Consider the following 23,231-nt stretch of genomic DNA (forward strand, 5'->3'; position numbering starts at 1 on the left):
AATAAGGCTAGCCACTTAGTGACTAGCCTTATTTTTATTTCTTATCGAGACTTTGTGTGTTTTGTGCTTTTAATAAATCACGAATTTCTTGTAAAGTATCGAGTTCTTCATTAACCTTAACAGTTTCTTCTTCTTCGTCATCTTTCTTCATAAAGAAAGTATTAACAGTCTTAACCAAGATGAATAAGACAAAACCAGTAATGATAAATGAAATTACAGCTTCAAGCACTGGTCCGATTTGGAACGTTGCTTGACCAACGCTGAATTTTAACTTACTTAAGTCAATTTTGAACATGAATAAGTTAACTAAAGGCAAAATAATACCAGATGATAATGCTTTAACAATTGCAGTCAAAGCAGTCCCAATAATAACCCCAACGGCTAAATCAAGGACGTTTCCACGAAGGAGAAACGTTTTGAATTCTTTAAGCATGAAATGCCTCCCATGAAAATAAAAAATAATGTCAGACTATGAAATTTATTATATCATATAGCATTATTTTATGAAAAAATCTTGCCTAAAATGAATGTTAAAATTGCATGTATAGCCGAGATGAGTAACCTTTGTTAAAATAAGGATAATAAAATAAAAGTGAGGGTTAGTTATGTATAAAATGATGGTAAGTGATTTAGATGAAACACTCTTGAATGATGATGGTACAATCAATGCGCAAAATGTGACGCTAATTAAGCGGGCGATTGCTACGGGCTTTAAATTTGTTCCAAACACAGGCCGAAGTTTTAAATCAGTCCAACCATTGTTAAAACAATTAGCCTTGGATAATTGTCCAGCTCAATATGTTATTTCATATAATGGTGCAGCAATTGTCGAAAATTTGAATAACCAAATTATTAATACTCGGGGATTAGAATTTTCGTTAGCGCAACAAATTTTAGCTGCCGGTTTAATTGATCCAACAATTGATGCGCACATTTATACGGTTGATGAGCTCTATATTTATAATATTTCTGCTAGTGATAAGGCATATATGGCTGAACGTGGTGTAACGTATACATTACTTGATAAGCCAGATATTACTTTTTTACAATCAGAAAACATTATGAAAGTAATTTTTGAAACCAGTGATGATGACTTACGCGTAGGCATTAAAACAGCTGTATGTGCACAAGTTGGCAAGCAAGTTGAAGTAACATTTTCATCACAACGCTACGTTGAGTTCAATAAAATTGGAACAAATAAAGGTCAAGCAACCACTGATTTAGCAGACAAGCTAGGCTATAATATGGATGAAGTCATTGCAATTGGTGATAATAGTAATGATATTTCCATGATTAAAACGGCTGGCTTAGGGGTAGCGGTTGCTAATGCAATTCCAGACGTAAAAACAGTCGCTAAGCACATTACACAAAAAACGAATAATGAAGGAGCAGTTGCTGAGGTCTTACAAGAGTATGTTCTTAGTAAACAATAAAAATATTGATAGTTAACGCAGCTAATATAAAAAAATTTCAAACAACAAAACAATTAGTCGAAATTCATCATTTTATTAATCCGGATACGTATACAATTGGGGTTATTATGGCCTATGACCAACATTTTTGTATGGTTAAGTCAATTGACCCCAATGGTAAAATAAATGGCCTATTATTAGTTAATCAAGCCGATATTTATGCAATTGAGGAAGATACAGATTATTTGCGAGCACTTGCAATTAAATGTGACTTAGCTAAAAAAGAGGGCTACTATGATATCTGGCACGTTGAATCACTGATTGCACGTATTGATTTACAACAGATAAACTTTCTGTGGACCTTTTTACAGTCCGCCTACCAGAATCGGCGGGTCCTTACGATCGGTTTTACCGATGATGCTGATTTAGATGCAACCGTTACAGGCTATATTAAAGAGCTAAATCATGAAATTATACATATTAATTATGTGGATGACTATGACTTAAGTTCGTTATGGACCTTAAGTTGTCAGTTAGAGCAAATTAATTACGTCCGGTTAGTATCGTTTCAAACACATGAGTATGCGGCCTTAATGCGGACGATTTTTAACGAACAAGTACAAGGGGGATACTAGTGAGAGTTGCAATTCAAATTTTTGTTGGCCTCTTAATCATTAGTGTCTTTGTTGTGGCAACATTTTTTGGTATTAACTACCAATTAAGTTCAGGCCAATTAGTTATTATGTATGGAATTTTATTTATTTTGTTGAGTGGGTTAATGACATGGATTGTTTATCGCTTGCAAAAAGCAAAATTAGAAAGTGAGCGAAAACAAGATGAAAAAGACCGGTGATCAATTAGATATTATTGTTAAGATATTAATTTTAATTGGGATGTTTCTTTTAGTATTATTGGTGCCAACGATTTTACAAATCGGTGGGGCTTTTCCAAATGTAAGTTGGGCGATTTATGCAGCTGCTGTGTTATTTATTGTTGTATACATTGGAATTGCTTACTTAGGTTGGTGGATTTTAAAGCCTAATTTAACAAGGCCGCAATTTACTAAATTTACGAGTGAAGAAATTAATACGGTATTTAAAACATATGGATTAATCTTAATTTTAAATATGGTGTTTAATATAGTTATGAAAATGGTATTTCATAGTGATGCTACCGAAAATCAGAATAATATTAATGCGCTATTATCAAGTAATACTGTAACGTTAATTGTATTTGGATTTGCAGGCGCGTTTATTGCGCCATTTGTCGAGGAATTTATTTTTCGTGGTATTATCATTAGCTACTTTTTCAAACATCGCGCATGGTGGCTAAGTATTATTTTGAGTGGCGTAATATTTTCATTAGGGCATGCCAGCAGTAATCCAATTAGCTTTGCGCTATATGCAACAATGGGGATGATTTTAGCATATACCTTCAAAAAAAGTGGTCAAATTAAAATGTCGATTGCGGTTCATATGTTAAACAATACAGTAGCGATGATTTTAACCATTGTCGGCTTACTATTAACAAAATAGGAGATTATTATGCAAGAGGATTTAACAGCTAGCTTAGCTCACGGCATGGTCCGAGCACAAGCTAACTATCAAAGTCCTTTGACGCCAACTTTAATTACGAATACTGACTTGAATTTAGGCGACTGCTTAAATAATGAATTGGCAACAGCCAAGACATTTATTTTTGCAGTCGCCTTTATCACTGAAGGCGGGCTCTTAATGCTCAAAACAAAGTTAGCTGATTTGGCGTTACAAGGCATTAAAGGCAAAATTATTACATCAACATATCTAGGGTTTAATCAACCTAAAATGTTTGCTGAATTGTTGAAATTAACAAATGTTGATGTTGAAATTGTGACAGAAGGGGCTTTTCATACAAAGGCTTATTATATCGAACATGCAGATTATCATACGATTTTTGTGGGCAGTGGTAACTTAACAGCGACTGCTTTAAAAACTAATCTGGAATGGACCGTTAAACTAAATTCATTAACTGATGGTGCATTTACACATCAATTTCAAGAAGCGTTGGCACAACTAAGCGTACAAGCAATTCCGTTGACACCAGCATGGTTAGCTAGTTATGAAGCGCAATACCAAGCACCAACTCAAGCAATCACAACGGTAAGTCCTAGTTCGGTAATAATGCCTAATCAGATGCAAGTTGCCGCACTAAAAGCGTTGCAAGCCCACCGTGAAGCAGGTGCTAAGCGGTCTTTAGTTGTGTCTGCTACCGGTACGGGCAAGACCTATTTAGCCGCATTTGATATTCAACAAGTACAACCTAAGCGGGTCTTATTTATCGCCCACCGTGAACAGCTATTAAAGCAAGCTAAGGCAACATTTCAAAAAATTTTTACTGCCAAACAAGATACTTTTGGTATCTATAGTGGTAGTCAGCACAATGGCACAACGCGGTTTGTGTTTGCCTCGATTCAAACGCTAACTAAGCACTATACCGAATTTGATCCAACGGCATTTGATTATATTGTGATTGACGAAACGCACCGTGCTAAAGCCCCATCATATCAACTTTTGTTTGCATACTTTAAATCAGCTTTTATGCTAGGCATCACGGCTACACCAGAACGTACAGATGGTTTTAATGTGTATGAATTATTTGATTATAATTTAGCATATGAAATTTCATTGGCGGATGCCTTGGCTGCTGATATGTTAGTCCCTTTTAATTATATTGGGGTAGCTGATTACCAAGTTGACGATGAAGTGATTACAGATGTGACAGCCTTAAAATATTTAATTGCTGATGAGCGAGTGGAGCATTTAATTGCTAAAACTAATTATTACGGTTATGCCGGTCAACAATTACATGGGTTGATTTTTGTTAGTCGCATTGAAGAAGGCGAAATTTTAGCTGAAAAGTTAACGGCCCGTGGGCTGCCTAGTCAATTTTTAAGTGCGCAGTCAAGTAGTGTAGTCCGTGAAAAAGCAGTCACAGCTCTTGAGCAAGGAACTTTAAAATACTTGATAGCTGTGGATATCTTCAATGAAGGAATTGATATTCCAGCAGTTAATCAGATTGTTATGATGCGGAGTACGCAATCAAAAATCATTTTCTTACAACAGCTTGGCCGAGGATTGAGAAAGTTTGCGAATAAGGAATATTTAACGGTGATTGATTTTATTGGTAATTATCAAAATAATTATCTAATCCCACAAGCATTTGGCAATGGGACAGTTACTGATAAAGATCGCTTACGTATGCAAGTTATGCAACCACAAATTAGTGGTCTTTCAACAATTAATTTTGAAGCGATTGCAGCTCAACAAATTTTACAAGCGGTGACGGCAGTCAAATTTGATCGAATTGCTGAATTAAAACAACAATTTCAAATGCTATGTAATCGTTTTGGACGAGTACCAACTTTAGTGGAAGTGTATCAAAGTCAACAAATGGATGTTCGCCTAATTCTTAACAAATTCAAAATATATCCCGCCTTTGTTAGTAAAATGACAGGTGAAATTGGTCCTACTCTAGCAGCTGATTTTACAGCTTGGCTACAATTTGTTAGCCAGGAATTAGCATTTGGTCAGCGACGGCATGAGCTATTAATTTTAGAAGCGTTACTTAAACAGGGGAGTTTAACGACGATGGAAGTCTTAACGGTGCTTGATAACGAATATCATGATCAAGCTACGTTAGCTTCGATGCTCAAAGTGTTAGGTATTAAAGATTACTTTACCGCAATTGACCGTCGCAAATATGGCAATATAGGACTTGTTAATTTAGTTGGTGATACATGGGAATTGGCACGAAAATTTGATGATTTAGAACAAAAAATGTTATTAGATGTAATTGAAGCTGGTTTATTAATCATAAGTGCTAGTAATGATGGCCAAAATCAATTTACACTTTATCAAAAATATCGTCGCAAAGATGTTGTCCGTTTATTGAATTGGGCAAGTGATTTACCAAGTATTGATATTGGTGGCTACAAATATGATGTCGCCACACAAACTTTGCCAATTTTTATTACCCTTGAAAAAAATGGCCAAGCAGCAACTGCAATGACATATGATAATAGTTTCCGTTCACCTAATCGGATACCTTTTTATAGTAAAGCTAATCGGACGTTGAATTCACCGATTGAGGCTGCTTTATTTGATGCTGATAAACGAGATATTTTTGTACCTTTATTTGTCAAAAAATCAGACGATGAAGGAGCAGCATTTTATTATTTAGGTCCAGTAACCGTTGATCAAGTTGCAACGCAAACGACTGAGTTATTGAATCAACGCACGCAAAAAATGCAACCGGTGGTGCGGTTTGAATTAGTATTAAATACGGATGTACCAATTCATTTGTGGGAATATTTGGTACAATAATAACTGATATGCCAAATTAAATTTTGGTAAGACAAGTGGATGTGTGGAGGAACAATTCGTGGAAAAAAATTTTTTAGCTGGTATGAATGATCGGCAACAAGAAGCAGTTGTACAAACTAACGGGCCAGTATTGATTATGGCGGGGGCCGGTTCTGGGAAAACACGGGTCGTAACCCACCGGATTGCTTATTTAGTTGAAACAATGAATGTTGCTCCATGGCATATTTTAGCCATTACTTTTACGAATAAGGCCGCGCGTGAAATGAAGGAACGGGTAGGAAAACTACTTGATGAAAAGGAAGCAAATGAAGTTTGGATTTCAACTTTTCACAGTTTAGCTGTACGTATTTTACGCCGGGATATTGAGCGTTTAGGGTTTGATAGAAACTTTACAATTGCTGATCCATCAGCGCAACGCACCTTAATCAAACAAATATTAGCTGACTTTAATATTGATAGTAAACAATATGATCCCAAAGCCGTTTTAGGCACTATTTCAAATGCTAAAAATGATCTCGTTTATGCAAAGGAGTTCCAAGCAAAAGCATATAGTCCCTTTGAAAAAATTGTGGGTCAAGTTTATGTTGAATATCAACGCCGATTGAAATTAAGTCAAAGTGTTGATTTCGATGATTTAATTATGTTAACAATTGAATTATTCAAACAAGAACCAGAGGTATTAGCCTATTACCAAAATAAATTCCAATACGTACACGTTGATGAATATCAAGATACTAATGACGCCCAATACACAGTTGTTAATATGTTAGCTGGTGGTTACCGTAACCTATGTGTTGTTGGGGATGCCGATCAAAGTATTTATGGTTGGCGTGGGGCGAACATGAACAATATTTTGAATTTTGAAAAAGACTACCCAGATGCCCACACAGTTATGTTGGAGCAAAACTATCGTTCAACGAGTACTATTTTGAATGCTGCCAATGCGGTGATTGATAATAATACGGTGCGGCAACCTAAAAAATTGTGGACTGAAAATATGGGTGGGGATGCCATTACCTATTATCGTGCACAAACTGAAGCAGAAGAAGCATTGTATGTTGTATCAGAAATCAAAAAAGCGATTGAATCTAAGCAGGCAACCTTTAATGATTTTGCCGTTTTATATCGGACAAATGCCCAATCACGCTCAATTGAAGATAAGTTAGTTAAAGCCAATATTCCATATACAATGGTTGGTGGTAGTAAGTTCTACGACCGTAAAGAAATTAGGGATATTTTAGCTTATTTAACCTTGGTAACTAATCCGGCAGACAATATGAGTTTTGAACGAATTATTAATGAGCCAAAGCGTGGCATTGGCGCAACCTCGGTTGAAAAATTACGGACGTTTGCTAATGAAAATAGTATGGCGATGCTTGAAGCAGCACATAATGTTGATTTAGCCAATGAATTAAGTAATCGTGCTAAACAAAATTTTGCTGATTTTGCGTTATTAGTTGATAACTTCATTAAGCAACGCCAATTCTTAAGCATTACTGAAATGACCGAAGAAATCTTAGCTAAAACTGGTTATTTAGCATTTTTAGAAGCTCAAAAAAACTTGGAAGCAGAATCACGTATCGAAAACTTACAAGAATTTCTATCAGTAACTAAGCAATTTGATGAACGTTATGCAAGTGAAAATGAAGATGATACTAGTAACATGTTTGGTGATTTTTTAGCTGATTTAGCGTTAGTTTCCGACTTAGATAATGTTGAAGAAACGGCTGCTGAAGTAACGTTAATGACGTTACACGCTGCTAAGGGATTAGAGTTTCCAACAGTATTCCTAATTGGGATGGAAGAAGGCATTTTCCCGTTGTCACGGGCGATGATGGAAGAAGATGAGTTAGAAGAAGAACGACGATTAGCGTATGTCGGGATTACACGGGCTAAACAGAAACTATATTTAACGAATGCGTATTCACGTTTATTGTATGGCCGGACACAAAGTAATAAAGCATCTCGTTTTGTAAGTGAAATTCCAGATGAATTATTAGATCTTGTTGGTAATAATGCTGGGGCGATGGTAACTGGAACCGGTCGTTCACCATGGCAACAAGCTAGTCAACCAGCTAAACCAGTCTATAAACGACCAACAGCAACTGCGAAGAGTAATAGTGGCACCGGTGCTGATCGTCAAGCATGGATTCCTGGTGAAAAAGTACAACATAAAGCTTGGGGTGTCGGGACGGTTATTAAAGTTGATGGCCGTGGCGAAGATACCGAATTAGACATTGCTTTCCCAGAAAAGGGAATTAAACGTTTATTAGCCGCTTTTGCACCAATTACCAAAGTTGAGAAATAAATGAGGAATACAAGATGGATGAATTTGAAGGCGTTTTAGATGAAACCACAGCACAAAAGCACATTACTCAGCTACGCGATCAAATCAAACAATGGGGTAAGGAATATTATGAAAATGATGCGCCAACCGTTGAAGATTTCACATATGATGCCGCTTATGCTGCATTAGTTAGTTTGGAAGAACGCTTTCCGCAATTGATAACTAAAGATTCGCCAACGCAACAAGTCGGTGGATCTGTCCAAAAGTCCGCTTTACCGAAAGTGGAACATCCAGTCCCAATGTTGTCATTGGGGGATGTTTTTTCAATCGAGCAACTAACTGATTGGGCGCAACGAACTGAAAAAAATACTACGGCAAAATTAGCTTATAATTTAGAACTAAAAATTGACGGGTTAGCAATTGCGCTTGATTATCAAGATGGTAAATTAGTCCAAGCATCGACTCGTGGGAACGGAATTATTGGTGAAGATGTTACAGCCAATATTTTGACAATTGCAGCAATTCCTAAGCAACTAACCGAACCGTTGACTCTAGAAGTTCGTGGAGAAGTATATATGCCTAAAGCTGCCTTTGCGAACTTAAATAAGCAACGTGAAGCTGATGGATTAGCAACTTTTGCTAATCCGCGCAATGCTGCTGCTGGTTCGTTGCGCCAATTAGATGCTAGTGTCACCAAAGCCCGTCAATTAAGTGCGTTTATTTACTACACTGATCAGGCTGAAGTATTAGGTGTAACAACTCAAGCTGCAGCTTTAAATCGTTTTGCGCAATTAGGCTTACCGGTTAATTTAACCAATCAAGTTGTAACAGATTCGAGTCAATTTACAGCTATTATTGATGACTTTAGTACCCAACGTGAAACACTAGCCTATGGGATTGATGGGGTAGTAATAAAAGTTAACGATTTGAACCAACAAGCTGAACTTGGAAATACGGTTAAAGTACCACGATGGGCCATTGCTTACAAATTTCCACCTGAAGAAGAAGTTACACAAGTACTTAATGTTGAATGGACAGTTGGCCGGACAGGAGTGGTGACCCCAACTGCCATTATGACCCCCGTGCAACTAGCGGGAACAACTGTTAGCCGTGCATCATTACACAACCCAGATTATTTAGCTACTAAAGATCTATATACTAATGATTATGTTGATTTGCACAAAGCCGGTGATATTATTCCTGAAATTGGGCAAGTTTATGTTGAGCGGCGGGCGGCTGATGCCCGTAAATTTATGGTACCAACCCACTGTCCATCATGCGGGGCCGAATTAGTCCATGTTGATGGCGAGGTGGCTTTACGTTGTATTAATCCCGCTTGTCCCGCCCAATTACTTGAACAATTAACGCACTTTGCTAGTCGAAATGCTATGAATGTTGATGGCTTAGGCCCCCAAATTGTTAGCCAATTGCTTAATAAAGGTTTGGTAAAAGATGTTGCAGACCTTTATCAATTAACCTATGATGAACTTATTATGTTAGATAAGTTTGCGGAAACAGCGACTAACAATTTATTGGCGGCATTGGAAGTATCGAAAGGTAATTCTGCTGAACGCCTCTTATTTGGTTTAGGAATTCGTGGGGTGGGCGCCAAGGTTGCCAAACAAGTTATCAGTAACTTTGGTGACATGGCAACGTTGATGGATGCTACAACAGCCGAAATTGCGCAAATTGATGGAATCGGTTTAATTATTGCTGAAGCAATTACGCAATTTTTTGCTAATCCTCAAGTTAAGTTACTAATTGAACGTTTGACTGACTTAGGCCTCAATATGGCATATCTAGGTACACCAGTTGCCATTGATAACGATAGTGTTTTTAGTGGTCAAAAGGTTGTCTTAACTGGTAAACTTACTACATTAACACGTGATGGTGCAAAGGAATGGTTGGAGGCTCGTGGAGCTGATGTCGTTGGCAGTGTTTCCAAAAAGACTAATTTGGTGATTGCTGGGACCGATGCTGGTAGTAAACTAACCAAAGCCGAAGCTCTTGGAATTGAAATTTGGTCAGAAGAACGTTTCATTGCTACGATGAATGAACAAGGAGAATAATTTAGTTTAATGGTAAGATTAAAAAAAATTACGATGCTAATCGGTGGTGTTGCAATGGCGGCATTGTTGGCAGCGTGTGGAAATATTGGTAGTTCTACCGGTGGTGGCACGACAGGTACAACGACTAACCAATCAGGTGTCCAAACAACCGGACAAATTTCTAAAAGTGAATATGCCGGGGTTATTAAAAATGGGCATTACTTAACTAGTAATGCCCGTGGACTAACAGCGTCAACGATTAATAATAGTTTTAACTTAAATAGTTTTGAAGGTGGATTATTAAATATTTCAAAACAATTTTATAATCCAGCAAATTATGTTTTTCAAGAAGGCCAATATTTGAGTAGTAGTACGCTACGGAGTTGGTTAGGCCGTAAGTCAAAAAATAATCCCGAAGGTTTAAATCCTAAGGATAATGGTAAGAAGGACAATAGTCGCAAACCGATTTATGTGCAATCAATTGAAGAACAAGATTTCATGCAAAAAAATGGTGATAATTTATCATTAAAGGGAATTACAATCGGAATTGCCATGAATACAGTTGATTATTACCAAAAAGAACAATATGGTGCAACTTTCCAACAATCAATTAGTAAGACTGCCATGCAAGAATATGGTAACCAAGTTGCTGAACAAGTAGTCCAACGCTTACGTAAAACGCATGGTATTTCAAGCGATTTACCGATTGTGGTCGCAATGTATGTGCAATCACAAACTGATAACTTAGCAGGTGGAACTTTTTATGCCAATACACAAACAAAGACAGCATCAATTGATAAGTGGAATAAACTGGATATTGTCAATAAAGTCTTCCCACTAATCGGGGCAAGTAGTAAAGACTTTGCAAGTAATGATAGTAAAAGCTTCCAAAATTTCCAATCACAAGTTCAAAACTTTTTCCCAACGGTTGCAGATGTGACCGCACAAGCCCAATACCAAGATGAAAAAATTCAAGGTGAGCATGTGACGATTACCACACAATTCTACAGCCAAACTGAAATTAGTAGTTTTACGAATTTTGTTGCTCAAGTTGCGCCAAAATTCTTACCAAGTGGAGTACCGGTAGATATCACAATTAACTCAGCGAATGGAATTCAAGCATTCTTAAGTCGTGATAGTAATGATCGTAATTTCCAAAGTCACATTTTTACAAGCTATTAAGGTCAATTTTGATCATTTAATAGTTAGTTTTAAAAAGATAATGCTTAAGTCGAATGCTTGTAATAAACAAGGTTCGGCTTTTTATTATACGATTTTTAAATAATAAAATATAACAACGATTCGAAAATGTTGATATAAATGCAATTTGAGCCGTTTTTTTAAATTTTATCAAAAATATAATTTTAGTTTGATTAATCAAACTAATGGAAAAATGTGCTAGAATGAAGAAAATGTTGCAAAAGAGTGGATTTTTTCTTAAAAATTGGACTATACCACTAGTTTTGGAAGCGCTTTTACAATATAATATAAGTATCTTAATTATCTAGGAGGCTTCACATAATGGCACGAATTAAATTTGATTATTCTAACGTTAAGAATTTTGTTAACGATCACGAACTTGCACAAATGCAAACAATGGTTAACGCGGTTGACCGTGATTTGCGCGCAGGAACAGGTGTAGGTTCTGATTTTACTGGATGGGTAACTTTACCAACTGATTACGATAAGGACGAATTTGCTCGCATCCAAGCAGCCGCTAAGAAGATTCAAAGCGACTCTAAGGTCTTGGTTGTTATCGGAATCGGTGGTTCATACCTTGGTTCACGTGCAGCGATTGATTTCTTGCACGAATTCTACAACAACTACTTACCAGATGATCAACGTGAATTCCCACAAGTATTGTTTGCTGGTAACTCAATTAGCCCAGCTTACCTTAATGATTTAATCAAAGTAATTGGTGACCGTGACTTCTCAGTTAACGTCATCTCAAAATCAGGAACAACTACTGAACCAGCGATTGCGTTCCGTGTGTTCAAAGACTTACTTGAAAAGAAATATGGCCAAGAAGGTGCCAAGAGCCGGATTTACGCTACAACTGATGCCAAGCGTGGTGCGTTGAAGGGTGAAGCTACTACTGAAGGATACGAAACTTTCGTTGTACCTGATGCCGTTGGTGGACGTTTCACAGTCTTAACTGCATGTGGATTACTTCCAATTGCTGCTTCTGGTGCTGATATTGAACAATTGATGGCCGGTGCTCGTCAAGCACAAGCTGATTATGCTGATCCTGACTTGGCTACTAATGGTGCTTACCAATATGCAGCAATGCGTAATATCTTATATCGTAAGGGTTACACCACTGAAATCCTTGCTAACTGGGAACCAACATTACAATACCTTGCAGAATGGTGGAAACAATTACAAGGTGAATCAGAAGGTAAAGACCACAAGGGAATTTACCCATCATCAGCTAACTACTCAACTGACTTACACTCATTAGGTCAATACATCCAAGATGGTCGTCGTGATTTGATGGAAACAGTTATCAAAGTGGCCACACCAGTTAGTGATTACGTAGTACCAGTGACTGATGAAGACCTTGATGGCTTAGGTTACTTACAAGGTAAGAACATGTCTTATGTTAACGATACTGCGATGCAAGGGGTTGTTTTAGCTCACGTTGATGGTGGTGTACCTAACATGATTGTTGAAATTGAAAAGCAAGATGAATTCTCACTTGGTTACTTATTCTACTTCTTCGAAATCGCTGTTGGTATTTCAGGTTACTTGAACGGAATTAATCCATTTGACCAACCTGGTGTTGAAGCATACAAAACTAACATGTTTGCCTTATTAGGTAAGCCTGGTTACGAAGATAAGACTAAGGAATTACGTGCCCGTCTTTAATTCTAAATTATAAAACGATAAATTTAACTGCAATTATGCATTGACTAGTAATTTAAAAAGACTATAATTTAATAGTGAAATGGCCTGTTGGTCAAGTGGTCAAGACGTCGCGTTCTCAGCGCGGAATCCTGAGTTCGATCCTCAGACAGGCTATCTTATTACTAGATGTTAGTCTAATATTACTGAAATATTGTATAGTAGTTATCAAATCTAGCGTTATAAAATCCTTATGGTGATTACTCATCATAAGGATTTTTTTGTAGGAAATATTAAATAGGGAGAAGCATGATGTTAACACAAATTAAGCATAAGATAGCAACCTATCCGCTGATTGATTATGATCAATTATGGGAGCAATTAATTGAAGCTGAAGTGGTTTGCTTTGATGTATTTAATACTTTACTTAAACAAAATACCCCAAATAATTCTGATATATTTACGTTAGTGGCTGAATTATGGCAACAAAAACATGCACAACCACTTGTAGATTTTAAGCAACACCGCCTTGCTGCACAACAGCAAGCACGTGCTAAGTATGGAGCAGCATATACGTTAGCTAATGTGTATGAATTCTTAGCGGTACCACCGGCAGTTATGGATTTGGAATTTCAGTTAGTTTATCAAGTCCAGCAAGCCAATACCCCCATTCAGACATTGTATAATGCGTTACGCCAAGCTGGTAAACGGATTGTGATCATTGCTGACACTAATGCTGATAAGGTAACTGTGGCTAGTTTATTAGCACAAACGGGCTATATAGGTTATGAAAAGCTGTATGTATCGCAAGAATATGGTGAATCGTTTAAAAACGGGCGCTTATTTAAAAAAATATTGCAAGAATTAGCTTTAGCACCACAACAAGTATTACATGTTGGTGACGATTGGTACCATGATTATTTAGCTAGTAAGGAAGCCCATATCAGATGCTATCGCATCCCCAAAGTTGTTAACAATAGTTATCAACCTGTAATTAAAAATGATGTGATCTTGAAGACGATGCAATTGTTTTGCAATAATACGTTGGCACAGTATGAATTTGATAGCTATCAAGAATTTGGCTATAGTGTTTTTGGTCCAGTAATTTTAGGATTTAGCCAATGGTTGCAACATAACGTAGCCGCGGATGAAAAACTTTTTTTCTTAGCTCGTGATGGGTTTATTCTACAAGAAGCTTATCAAACATTATTTCCCAATCAAGTAACGAGTTATTTACATGTGTCTCGGCAAGCACTGCAAGTTCCCTTATTGAAGGATGCATTATCAATTGAGGAAGTTTTGGAAATCATAAATTTACCAACAGAGTTTACCGCTAACCAATTTTTAGCAGCGTGTGGATTAGGCTTTAAAACACAAATCATGGATAGTGATATCAAATATAGGAATGAACCCCAGTTTTATCAACATCTTGAACAATTGTATCAACAACATCAAACCGCTATTATAGCCAATGCCCAAGAAGAATTTATGTATTTAGCCCAGTATTTAAAGACCATGAATTTTACGGGCAAAGTGGCAATTATTGATATTGGTTGGCATGGTAATAAACAACGTGCCTTACAGCAATTTTGTCATATGGCCGGAATTTCGGTTGAAATAACGGGATATTATTTTGGCTTGGCAAAATCTACTAATCCGTCATTAAAAGCTCGTGGTTTTTGGTTTGATCAACTTGCTCAACCTGCGGCTCTAAATTTAGCCCAATCAGTACATGGAATTATTGAATTTTTGTTCTCAGCTAACCATGGATCAACAAGACATTATCGTCAACTAAATGGAGAAGTAGTACCCGTGCTGGCCCATTATGAATTTACCGGGTCGCATAGTTTAGTTATTCAAGGTCAGTTACTCAAAACAATTCGTCAAGCAGCATTGCAATTTGTCGCCGATTTTGGGACATCTAATTTACAATCAATAATTGAATTAACACCACAACAGGCGATGAAGTTATTTGAATTAAAAACATTTAAACCTGATAAAGAATTTATGTGTCGATTTGGTCATTTTGAATTTATTGATCGTAATGTAAAATATTTGGTAATGCCTAAAGGTAATTGGTATTATGTTTTTCATCCCGCCAAATTTAAATATGATTTTTTTAATTCACGGTGGCCAATCGGTTTTTTAAAACGTATTTTTAAACTACCCATTAATTACTTGGCAGTCTATGAACGGCTAGTAAAACAATTTGATACCTCAAATAATTAACTTGAAAGGAAGTAGCTTTAATGCAGACGATAAGTAAAGTTGAGCAACAGAAACGTGCTGGGCGGTTTAATATTTATATTGCTGATGAATTTGCTTTTGCCGTTGCGGAGACCGTACTAATTCGGTTTAATTTATTCAAAGGTCGGGCGTTAACACCAACTTTAATTGAAGAAATTAAACAAGCTGACCAACAAGCTAAGGCTTTACAAACGGCATATGTTTATTTAAGTCAGCAACTGCGGTCACGTTATGAAGTTCAACAAAAACTGCAACAAGCTGAGATTAATCCGGTAACGATTGAGATGACGTTGGCGCGTTTAACGACGGAACGATTAATTGATGATCTCGCATATGCCCAAAGTTTAGTTCGAACGGTTGCTAATACTAGTGTTAAAGGGCCACAAGTTATAAAACAACTGTTATATCAAAAGCATATTGCAGCTGATATTAGTGAACAAGCGTTGACTGAATATTCACAAGAATTACAAATTGAAAACGCAACTAAGTTATATTTTCAATTGGCAAAACGGTATCACAAATTATCTAATTTTGCTAAGCAACAGAAAATATATCAAACTTTAATGCAAAAAGGTTATAGTGCAACGATTATTGAAAGGGTAAAAACTGACAATGAGTTAACTACTGATGATGACGAGGAACAACAAAATTTACGCCATTTAGCAGAAAAAGTTTGGCATCGTAACCGTAATATTGAAACGGTAAAACGGATTTTAAAGACTAAGCAAGCCCTATATAATAAAGGATTTCAAGGCGATGATATTAACGAAATTATGGCTGGCTTAGTCACAGAAGTTGACTAAATTTATGTATTCTTGGCGGATATATATATAATTTTTACACAATATCTGATATTCCGTGTATAATAAATAATGAAATTCGATGTTTAGTCAGAAAGTTGGTCTGGTATGGTCAAGGAACGCGGACCGCGTGAGGGCGACTTTATTACCATTAAAAGCTATAAGCATGACGGGAGTTTACATCGAACTTGGCGCGATACCATGGTGTTAAAAACCAGTGAGAATGCAATTATTGGGGTTAATGATCACACACTAGTAACGGAAGATGACGGCCGGCGGTGGGTGACTCGTGAACCGGCAATTGTCTATTTTCATAAACATTATTGGTTCAATATTATCGCAATGATTCGAGATAATGGTGTTTCGTATTACTGTAATTTGGCATCGCCATATACATTAGATAAAGAAGCATTGAAATACATTGATTATGATTTGGATGTTAAGGTCTATCCAGATGGTGAAAAAAGGTTATTAGATGCAGACGAATACGAGGCCCATGGTAATCAATGGCATTACTCCAAAGAAGTCGATCGGATTTTGAAGGAGAATGTAAAGATATTAGTAGATTGGATTAATAACGAGAAGGGCCCTTTTTCAAAGGAATACGTTAGCCTTTGGTATAGTAGATATCAAGAGTTGTCTCGTCGTGCAGACAGCTAGTCGCTGTAGGTAAATAAAAGGATGGGGAGTGGTTAGTGCTTCTCATCCTTTTATTTGTTTATTTGTAAAAATAAGATAAAATAAGCGTATAAGTATTTTACTAGGAAAGAAGTAGGGGTTAAATTTTGAAATTATCAATTATTGTACCTGTATATAATGAAGAGGAAACCATAGCCTTATTCTATGATGCGGTCCAAGCAGTTCATGCAGAGCTGAATGATATTGAATACGAATACTGGTTCATTGATGATGGTTCTTCTGATCATACAATGGTTGAGGTTCGTAAATTACAGGAAAAAGATGCTGCTGTCCACTACGTTACTTTTGCCCGTAATTTTGGTAAAGAAGCAGCGCTATATGCAGGCTTAAAAAATGCAACCGGGGATTTAGTAACTGTTATGGATGTTGATTTACAAGATCCACCAGCCTTATTGCCGGAAATGATTGCGGGTGTTGTGTCTGGCGAATGGGATTGTATCGGAACCCGGCGGATTAGCCGGGATGGTGAATCTAAAATTCGAACGATGTTTGCGAATACCTTTTATTGGTTAATTAACAAAATTTCACCAGTTGAAATGGTACCTGGTGCCCGTGATTTTCGGGTTATGACTCGTCAAATGGTTGATTCAATTTTAGAATTAGGTGAATACAATCGTTTTTCAAAAGGTATTTTTAGCTGGGTTGGTTTTAAAACAAAATATCTTGAATACAAAAATATTGAACGGGTTGCGGGGACTACATCATGGTCATTTTGGGGATTATTTCGCTATGCAATTGAAGGTATTGTGACGTTCTCTGAAGCGCCATTAATTTTTGCTTCTGGGCTCGGAGCTACCATGGCCGGAGTTGCTAGCGTTTCTTTGATTTTTGTCGTTATTCGCGCATTGCTTACTAATACGAGTGTTGCTGGTTGGGCTTCAACAATTTCAATTGTTTTATTCATTGGTGGTATTCAACTACTGGTCCTAGGAATTATTGGCCGTTATATTGGTAATATTTATATGGAAGTAAAACATCGGCCAATTTATGTAGCACGTGAAATTAAATAATTAAGACAAAATGGCATTCAAATTTTGGATGTCATTTTTAGTTTAAAAAGTGGCAGATATTTTTAAAATGATGTAAATTAAAAAAGGTTACAGTTATCGTAAATATGATATAATAATGTGTCAATGGTATGGACAAAGATAAGGATGGAATATTTAATGGCAACTAAAAAAATACACGTAGCATTACTTTTTGGCGGAAATTCTTCTGAACATGATGTTTCAAAGCGTTCAGCGCGTAATGTTTACGATGCTCTTGATAAAGAGAAATATGAGATTAGTATTTTTATGTTCTCAAAAGACGGTATTTTGATGGGCACAGAAGTATCAAACAAAATTTTGGACGGCGCAGCTGAAGATGAATTAGTTGCCGCTGAAATGGCCAAGATGGATACTAAAAATCCACTTGCACCAATTACCGCATTGAGCGAAGTAAGTGATATTGATATTTTTTGGCCAGTAATTCACGGTAACTTAGGTGAAGATGGTACAATTCAAGCACTTTTCAAATTACTCAATAAACCATTTATTGGAGCACCTCAAACTGCTTCAGGAATGGCCTTTGATAAAGAATTAACAAAACGTATCTTGAACCAAGCCGGTGTTCGTAATACAAAATATGTATTGGTTACACCAGAAAATAAGGATCAACATACGTATGAATCATTAGCTGCTGAACTTGGTGAAACTTTGTTTGTTAAGCCAGCTAAACAAGGATCATCTGTTGGAATGCAAATGGCACATAATGCAGCTGAATATGAAGTTGCATTAAACAATGCCTTGCAATATGACTACAAGGTCTTAGTTGAACAAACAATCAACCACCCACGTGAACTTGAAATTTCATTATTAGGTAATGAAGAACCTAAGATTTCTAAACTTGGTGAAATTATTGTGCCTGAAAACGAAGAGTTTTACGATTACAATAATAAGTTTGTTGATGCGTCTGGAGTTGTTTTTGACTTGCCAGCCATTATTGAACCAGCATTAGCAAAAGAAATCGAAGAAATGTCATTGAAGGCTTATGAAGCACTTGAACTAAAAGGTTTAACGCGGATTGACTTCTTGGTTGATGAAAATGGGGTGCCTTACTTAGGTGAACCAAATACATTACCAGGGATGACTAATATTTCATTGTACCCACAAATGTGGCAAGTTTCAGGAATTGGCTACACGGAACTATTGGATGAAATCATTAACTATGGTTTTGCCGAATTTGAACGTAATTCAAAAATTAGTTACGCCTTCCAAGAACTTGGTGAAGAACGAGTTGGGGAAAAGCGCTACACTGAAGAAGTTTAATAATCATAAATATGGGGAGGTTGACATTTTTTATGTCAACCTCTTTGCCTTTTTACGGCTAATCGAGTAGAGTAGTTCTGATAAAGGTTTATTAAATTTTAGGGGGATTATTATGGATGAACTGGTAATTTTGGAAGTGACCGCCTTAATTGTCTTGATCAATACGATTGTTGCGATAATAACTGTGTTTCACGAAAAGCGTGATATCTCAGCAATTTGGGCATGGCTACTTGTTTTAATTGTTTTTCCAATTATTGGCTTTTTAGTCTATGCCGTTTTTGGTCGTAAAATTACGGATAAAAAAATATTTAATATGAAATCGCAAATCCGGCTAGGAATTGATAAGATTGTTACTAATCAGGAAGAACGATTAAGTACTAATCAATTCACTGGGGCTAAAGAAATTACCAATAGTGCCAAAGAATTAGTGAATATGTTTTTACGAACTGATAAAGCAATTTTAACGGAACAAAATCATGTTGAAATTTTTACAGATGGTAAGAAGAAATTTGCTAGTTTGTTTAATGATCTCCAACAGGCCCAACATCATATCAATATTGAATATTTCACTATTCGCGATGATAGTACGGGCCGTGAGTTAGTACAAATTCTTGAAGAACGGGCCGCAGCTGGTATACGAGTACGGGTGATTTATGACCAATTTGGTTCACATGGGCGTAATAAAAAATTATTTAAAAAATTAATTGAGCTCGGTGGTGAAGTCGAACCATTTTTAGCTAGTCGCTTTCAAATTTTAACTTTCCGAGTTAATTTTCGAGATCACCGGAAATTAGTAGTTATTGATGGCAAAGTAGGTTATATCGGTGGCTTTAACGTTTCTGATCAATATATTGAACCATCTAAAAAATTCGGTTATTGGCGTGATACGCATTTACGAATTCAAGGTGATGGCGTATTAGCGTTACAGTCACGGTTCTTCCTCGATTGGAATGCAACGCATAAATCAACCCGAGTTGAATTTGATGATAGCTACTTTCCAAAAACGACAGTAACTAATGGCTCAACCGCGATGCAAATTGTTTCTTCAGGACCAGATAGTGATTTACAACAAATTAAGCGTGGTTATATGCAAATGATTGCGACCGCTCGAAAATCAATATTAATTCAAACCCCCTATTTTATTCCTGATAGTGGGATGTTAGAAGTTATTCAAAATGCAGCCTTGTCAGGAATTGATGTTCATTTGATGATTCCAAGTATGCCTGATCATCCATTTGTGTATCAGGCCACTAAATATTATGCTAACGAAATTTTGCAATGTGGTGCAAGTGTATCAACTTATAATGGTGGCTTCTTGCATGCCAAAGTGTTAGTTATCGATGGTAAAATGGCATCAGTTGGGTCAGCTAATTTTGATATTCGGTCATTTAGGCTCAACTTTGAGGGTAATGCGTTTATGTATGATAAGAAAGTAGCGCAAGAATTACAAAATATTTTTAACGAAGATTTGAAGAAATGTACTGCATTGACATTACAAGATTTTTTAAATCAATCATTGTGGCAAAGCTTTAAACAACGCTTTAGTCGGTTATTAAGTCCGATTTTATAAATTATTCTAAATTAAGAAACCGAGGATTCAGTATTGGATTTTGTATTACACGAAGGGGTTCGGCTCCATGTTTTGCCGAATCAACAATTTAAAACAACACAAATAGTAGTGAATTTAACAACTAAACATCAACAGGCAACCATAACAAAACGCTCATTACTAGCTAATATTTTAGAATTAGGTACGGAAAAATATCCTGATCAAACTAAAATTGCCCAAAAATTAGCCAGTATGTATGGTGCGACTTTTGGAACTGATTTACAAAAATACGGTCAATTACATAGCTTTCGCTTTATGATGCGTATTGTGAATGAAAAATTTTTGCAATCACCTGATAATTTAATGGATGATGCAGTGGCTTTTTTACAGGAAGCAATTTTTAATCCGCGAACCGTTAATGATCAATTTGTTGAAGATGTCTTCACACGCGAGAAAGAAAATATGCAAGCCGATTTTGAAGCATTGATTGATGACAAGCAAAGTTATGCCAATAATCAATTAGCGCAATTATATTTTCAAAATGAAATGGCGATTCCTAGTTATGGTCAAATTAGTGACTTAGAGCCACTAACGGCATCAAGTTTATATCAATATTATCAAACGATGTTAGCTGAGGATTTAATCGATATTTTTGTGATAGGGGATGTTGATGAGCAAACAGTCAAACAATTATTTGAACAATTACCATTTACACCACGACCAGTGATTGATATTCAATTAAATTATCAACAACCTTTAAAAACTAGTATTACTGAAAAAATAGAACATCAAGCAATTAAGCAAGCAAAGTTGAACATGGCTTTTCAAATTCCACATCAAAATGCACAAGTTGAACGTTATGCAGCAATTGTCCTAAATGCCTTATTGGGTGGTTATCCGTTATCTAAGTTATTTGTTAATGTACGAGAAAAAGCAAGTTTAGCCTACTATGCCCAAAGCGGTGTTAGTTTAGCAACACAAACGTTAACGGTGCAAACAGGGATTAAAAGTACCGATCTTTCTCGAGTAATTGCGCTTGTTAAGGCACAAATCGAGGCGATTCAAGCAGGAGATTTCACAGATGATGAACTTGCGCAAATTATTGCTTATTTGACTAATTCTTTTGAGGCCTCATTAGATTCACCACGTTCAATTGTTGAACGTGCTACGGTTCAAGCGCTAAGTAATAAAGTGACAGAACCAGCCCAATGGGTGGCTAATTTAGAAGAAGTAACACGCACAGATGTAATTGCTTTGGCTAAAAAAATCAAGTTACAAGCGATATTTGCATTGGTGGAGGAAAACTATGAAGCAAATTAATTATCCAAATTTGGAAGAGACGCTCTATACTAAACAATTGACCAATGGGTTAACGGTTAATTTGTTACCTAAAAAGGGCTTTCACAAAACCTATGCTGTTATTACAACTGATTTTGGCGCGTTAGACTTGAACTTTGTACCAATCGATAGTGATAAGATGCAAACTATGCCTGCCGGAATCGCCCACTTTTTAGAACATAAGTTATTTGAAAAGGCTGATTACGATGCGTTTGCCTTGTTTGGAAAATATGGTGCAAATGCGAATGCTTATACAAGTTTTACACGGACAAGCTATTTATTTTCAACAACGCGCCGTTTACATGATAATCTTGATGTTTTATTGGATTTTGTCCAAGACCCATATTTCTCAGCAGAATCCGTTGCTAAAGAGCAAGGTATTATTGGTCAAGAGATTCAAATGTATGCTGATGAACCAAATTGGCAAGTTTATACTAATTTATTAGGGGCAATGTATCCACAACAAGCTTTAAGTGAAGATATTGCTGGGACAGTACCTTCAATTAGTGAAATTACAGCTGAAATGCTTTATACAAATTATCGGACATTTTATCAACCTAGTAATATGAATTTATTTATTGTTGGTAATTTTGATGTAACTGAAACACTGGCTTGGATTGAAGCTAATCAAGACCGAAAATCTTTTGCGTCTAGTCAACCAATTCAACGTGGTGCGAATGTAATTGAAAATGATGTTGTTCCCGAGGTGGTATTAGAATTGAATGTACAACGACCAAAAGTGGCAATTGGGATTCGTGGCTATGATCAATTACCTGCGGGGGTTGCGGGATTAAAATATAGTTTAGCGATTAGTTTGGCCTTTGATTTATTATTTGGTGATACTGGTAATTATTACCAACAGTTGTACAATGATGGCGTGATTGATGATAGTTTTAGCTATGATTTTGAAGCCCAACGTGATTTTCACTTTGCAACAATTAGTAGTGAAACTCAGCAAGCTGAACGTTTTAAAGATACTATGCTGGATATTTTAGCGCATGCGATACCAGAATTAACAGCGGTTGCGGATAATTTTGAATTGATAAAAAAAGAAGCGCTGGGGAGTAATTTAGGGATGCTAAATTCATTAGAAGCGATTGCAAACCAATATGATGGTGACTTGTTTGATGGGGCTAATTTATTAGATGAAGTTGGTTTACTTGAAGATTTGACATTTACTGATATCCTTAATTACTTTAAAATATTCATTGATGCGAGTCAGGTTACAACCGTTACGGTTCAACCAAAGCAAGCATTAGCTGAGGACGAATAAATTAGTTGGTCAAAGTATAAAATCGCCACTAAATGAATAAAAAAATTATGCTATACTAAATTGT

18 protein-coding genes and 1 tRNA gene are annotated in these 23,231 nt (G+C 36.4%); 18 read left to right on the top strand and 1 reads right to left on the bottom strand.

The window, feature by feature from the left end; translation table 11 throughout:
• Positions 1-34: 34 nt before the first annotated feature.
• Positions 35-433, bottom strand: a complete 399-nt coding sequence (gene mscL / locus LQZ75_RS07560; protein ID WP_230097219.1) for a large-conductance mechanosensitive channel protein MscL — start codon at positions 431-433, stop codon at positions 35-37.
• Between the two features lie 172 nt (positions 434-605).
• Between mscL and LQZ75_RS07565 the strand changes: the two genes are divergently transcribed.
• The 18 genes from LQZ75_RS07565 to yfmH all read left to right on the top strand — a co-directional run bounded on the left by LQZ75_RS07565 (position 606) and on the right by yfmH (position 23,167).
• Positions 606-1,433, top strand: a complete 828-nt coding sequence (locus LQZ75_RS07565) for a Cof-type HAD-IIB family hydrolase (RefSeq protein WP_230097220.1) — start codon at positions 606-608, stop codon at positions 1,431-1,433.
• A 5-nt stretch (positions 1,434-1,438) separates the two neighbouring features.
• Positions 1,439-2,047, top strand: coding sequence for a hypothetical protein (locus tag LQZ75_RS07570; RefSeq protein WP_230097221.1), 609 nt, complete (start codon positions 1,439-1,441; stop codon positions 2,045-2,047).
• Entirely contained in the window at positions 2,047-2,265 is a 219-nt protein-coding gene (locus LQZ75_RS07575; protein ID WP_230097222.1) for a hypothetical protein, read from the top strand. The genes LQZ75_RS07570 and LQZ75_RS07575 overlap by 1 nt, the downstream gene beginning before the upstream one ends.
• Positions 2,249-2,947, top strand: coding sequence for a CPBP family intramembrane glutamic endopeptidase (locus tag LQZ75_RS07580; RefSeq protein ID WP_230097223.1), 699 nt, complete (start codon positions 2,249-2,251; stop codon positions 2,945-2,947). Before LQZ75_RS07575 ends, LQZ75_RS07580 begins: the two co-directional genes overlap by 17 nt.
• A gap of 9 nt (positions 2,948-2,956) precedes the next feature.
• A complete protein-coding gene (locus tag LQZ75_RS07585; RefSeq protein ID WP_230097224.1) occupies positions 2,957-5,773 on the top strand; it encodes a DUF3427 domain-containing protein in 2,817 nt (938 codons plus the stop codon).
• An 82-nt stretch (positions 5,774-5,855) separates the two neighbouring features.
• The gene (pcrA, locus tag LQZ75_RS07590; protein WP_230097309.1) at positions 5,856-8,081 is read left to right on the top strand and encodes a DNA helicase PcrA; all 2,226 of its coding nucleotides are present in this window, start codon (positions 5,856-5,858) and stop codon (positions 8,079-8,081) included.
• Between the two features lie 14 nt (positions 8,082-8,095).
• Positions 8,096-10,129: an NAD-dependent DNA ligase LigA gene (ligA, locus tag LQZ75_RS07595; protein ID WP_230097225.1), complete on the top strand. Its 2,034-nt coding sequence runs from the start codon at positions 8,096-8,098 to the stop codon at positions 10,127-10,129.
• Between the two features lie 9 nt (positions 10,130-10,138).
• Positions 10,139-11,290, top strand: a complete 1,152-nt coding sequence (locus LQZ75_RS07600) for a CamS family sex pheromone protein (protein ID WP_230097226.1) — start codon at positions 10,139-10,141, stop codon at positions 11,288-11,290.
• A 339-nt stretch (positions 11,291-11,629) separates the two neighbouring features.
• Positions 11,630-12,976: a glucose-6-phosphate isomerase gene (locus tag LQZ75_RS07605; protein ID WP_230097227.1), complete on the top strand. Its 1,347-nt coding sequence runs from the start codon at positions 11,630-11,632 to the stop codon at positions 12,974-12,976.
• 81 nt (positions 12,977-13,057) lie between these two features.
• Positions 13,058-13,129 (top strand) — tRNA-Glu (locus LQZ75_RS07610).
• Between the two features lie 132 nt (positions 13,130-13,261).
• On the top strand, positions 13,262-15,181 hold the full coding sequence (locus tag LQZ75_RS07615; RefSeq protein WP_230097228.1) for an HAD family hydrolase: 1,920 nt from the start codon (positions 13,262-13,264) through the stop codon (positions 15,179-15,181).
• 20 nt (positions 15,182-15,201) lie between these two features.
• Positions 15,202-16,002 carry a recombination regulator RecX gene (recX, locus tag LQZ75_RS07620; protein ID WP_230097229.1) on the top strand — a complete coding sequence of 267 codons (801 nt, stop codon included), beginning with the start codon at positions 15,202-15,204 and terminating at the stop codon, positions 16,000-16,002.
• Positions 16,003-16,107: 105 nt separating this feature from the next.
• Positions 16,108-16,659, top strand: a complete 552-nt coding sequence (ntdP, locus tag LQZ75_RS07625) for a nucleoside tri-diphosphate phosphatase (protein ID WP_230097230.1) — start codon at positions 16,108-16,110, stop codon at positions 16,657-16,659.
• Positions 16,660-16,781: 122 nt separating this feature from the next.
• Complete coding sequence (locus tag LQZ75_RS07630; RefSeq protein WP_230097310.1) at positions 16,782-17,708, top strand: glycosyltransferase family 2 protein; 927 nt, start codon at positions 16,782-16,784, stop codon at positions 17,706-17,708.
• Between the two features lie 156 nt (positions 17,709-17,864).
• The gene (locus LQZ75_RS07635) at positions 17,865-19,007 is read left to right on the top strand and encodes a D-alanine--D-alanine ligase family protein (protein WP_230097231.1); all 1,143 of its coding nucleotides are present in this window, start codon (positions 17,865-17,867) and stop codon (positions 19,005-19,007) included.
• Positions 19,008-19,119: 112 nt separating this feature from the next.
• Positions 19,120-20,577 (top strand): cardiolipin synthase, encoded by a 1,458-nt coding sequence (cls, locus tag LQZ75_RS07640; protein ID WP_230097232.1) that lies wholly within the window; start codon positions 19,120-19,122, stop codon positions 20,575-20,577.
• A 33-nt stretch (positions 20,578-20,610) separates the two neighbouring features.
• The gene (gene yfmF, locus LQZ75_RS07645) at positions 20,611-21,876 is read left to right on the top strand and encodes an EF-P 5-aminopentanol modification-associated protein YfmF (protein WP_230097233.1); all 1,266 of its coding nucleotides are present in this window, start codon (positions 20,611-20,613) and stop codon (positions 21,874-21,876) included.
• Positions 21,863-23,167 carry an EF-P 5-aminopentanol modification-associated protein YfmH gene (yfmH, locus tag LQZ75_RS07650; RefSeq protein ID WP_230097234.1) on the top strand — a complete coding sequence of 435 codons (1,305 nt, stop codon included), beginning with the start codon at positions 21,863-21,865 and terminating at the stop codon, positions 23,165-23,167. The genes yfmF and yfmH overlap by 14 nt, the downstream gene beginning before the upstream one ends.
• Positions 23,168-23,231 lie beyond the last annotated feature (64 nt).

Source organism: Periweissella fabaria (assembly GCF_918814575.1).
Lineage (GTDB): Bacteria > Bacillota > Bacilli > Lactobacillales > Lactobacillaceae > Periweissella > Periweissella fabaria.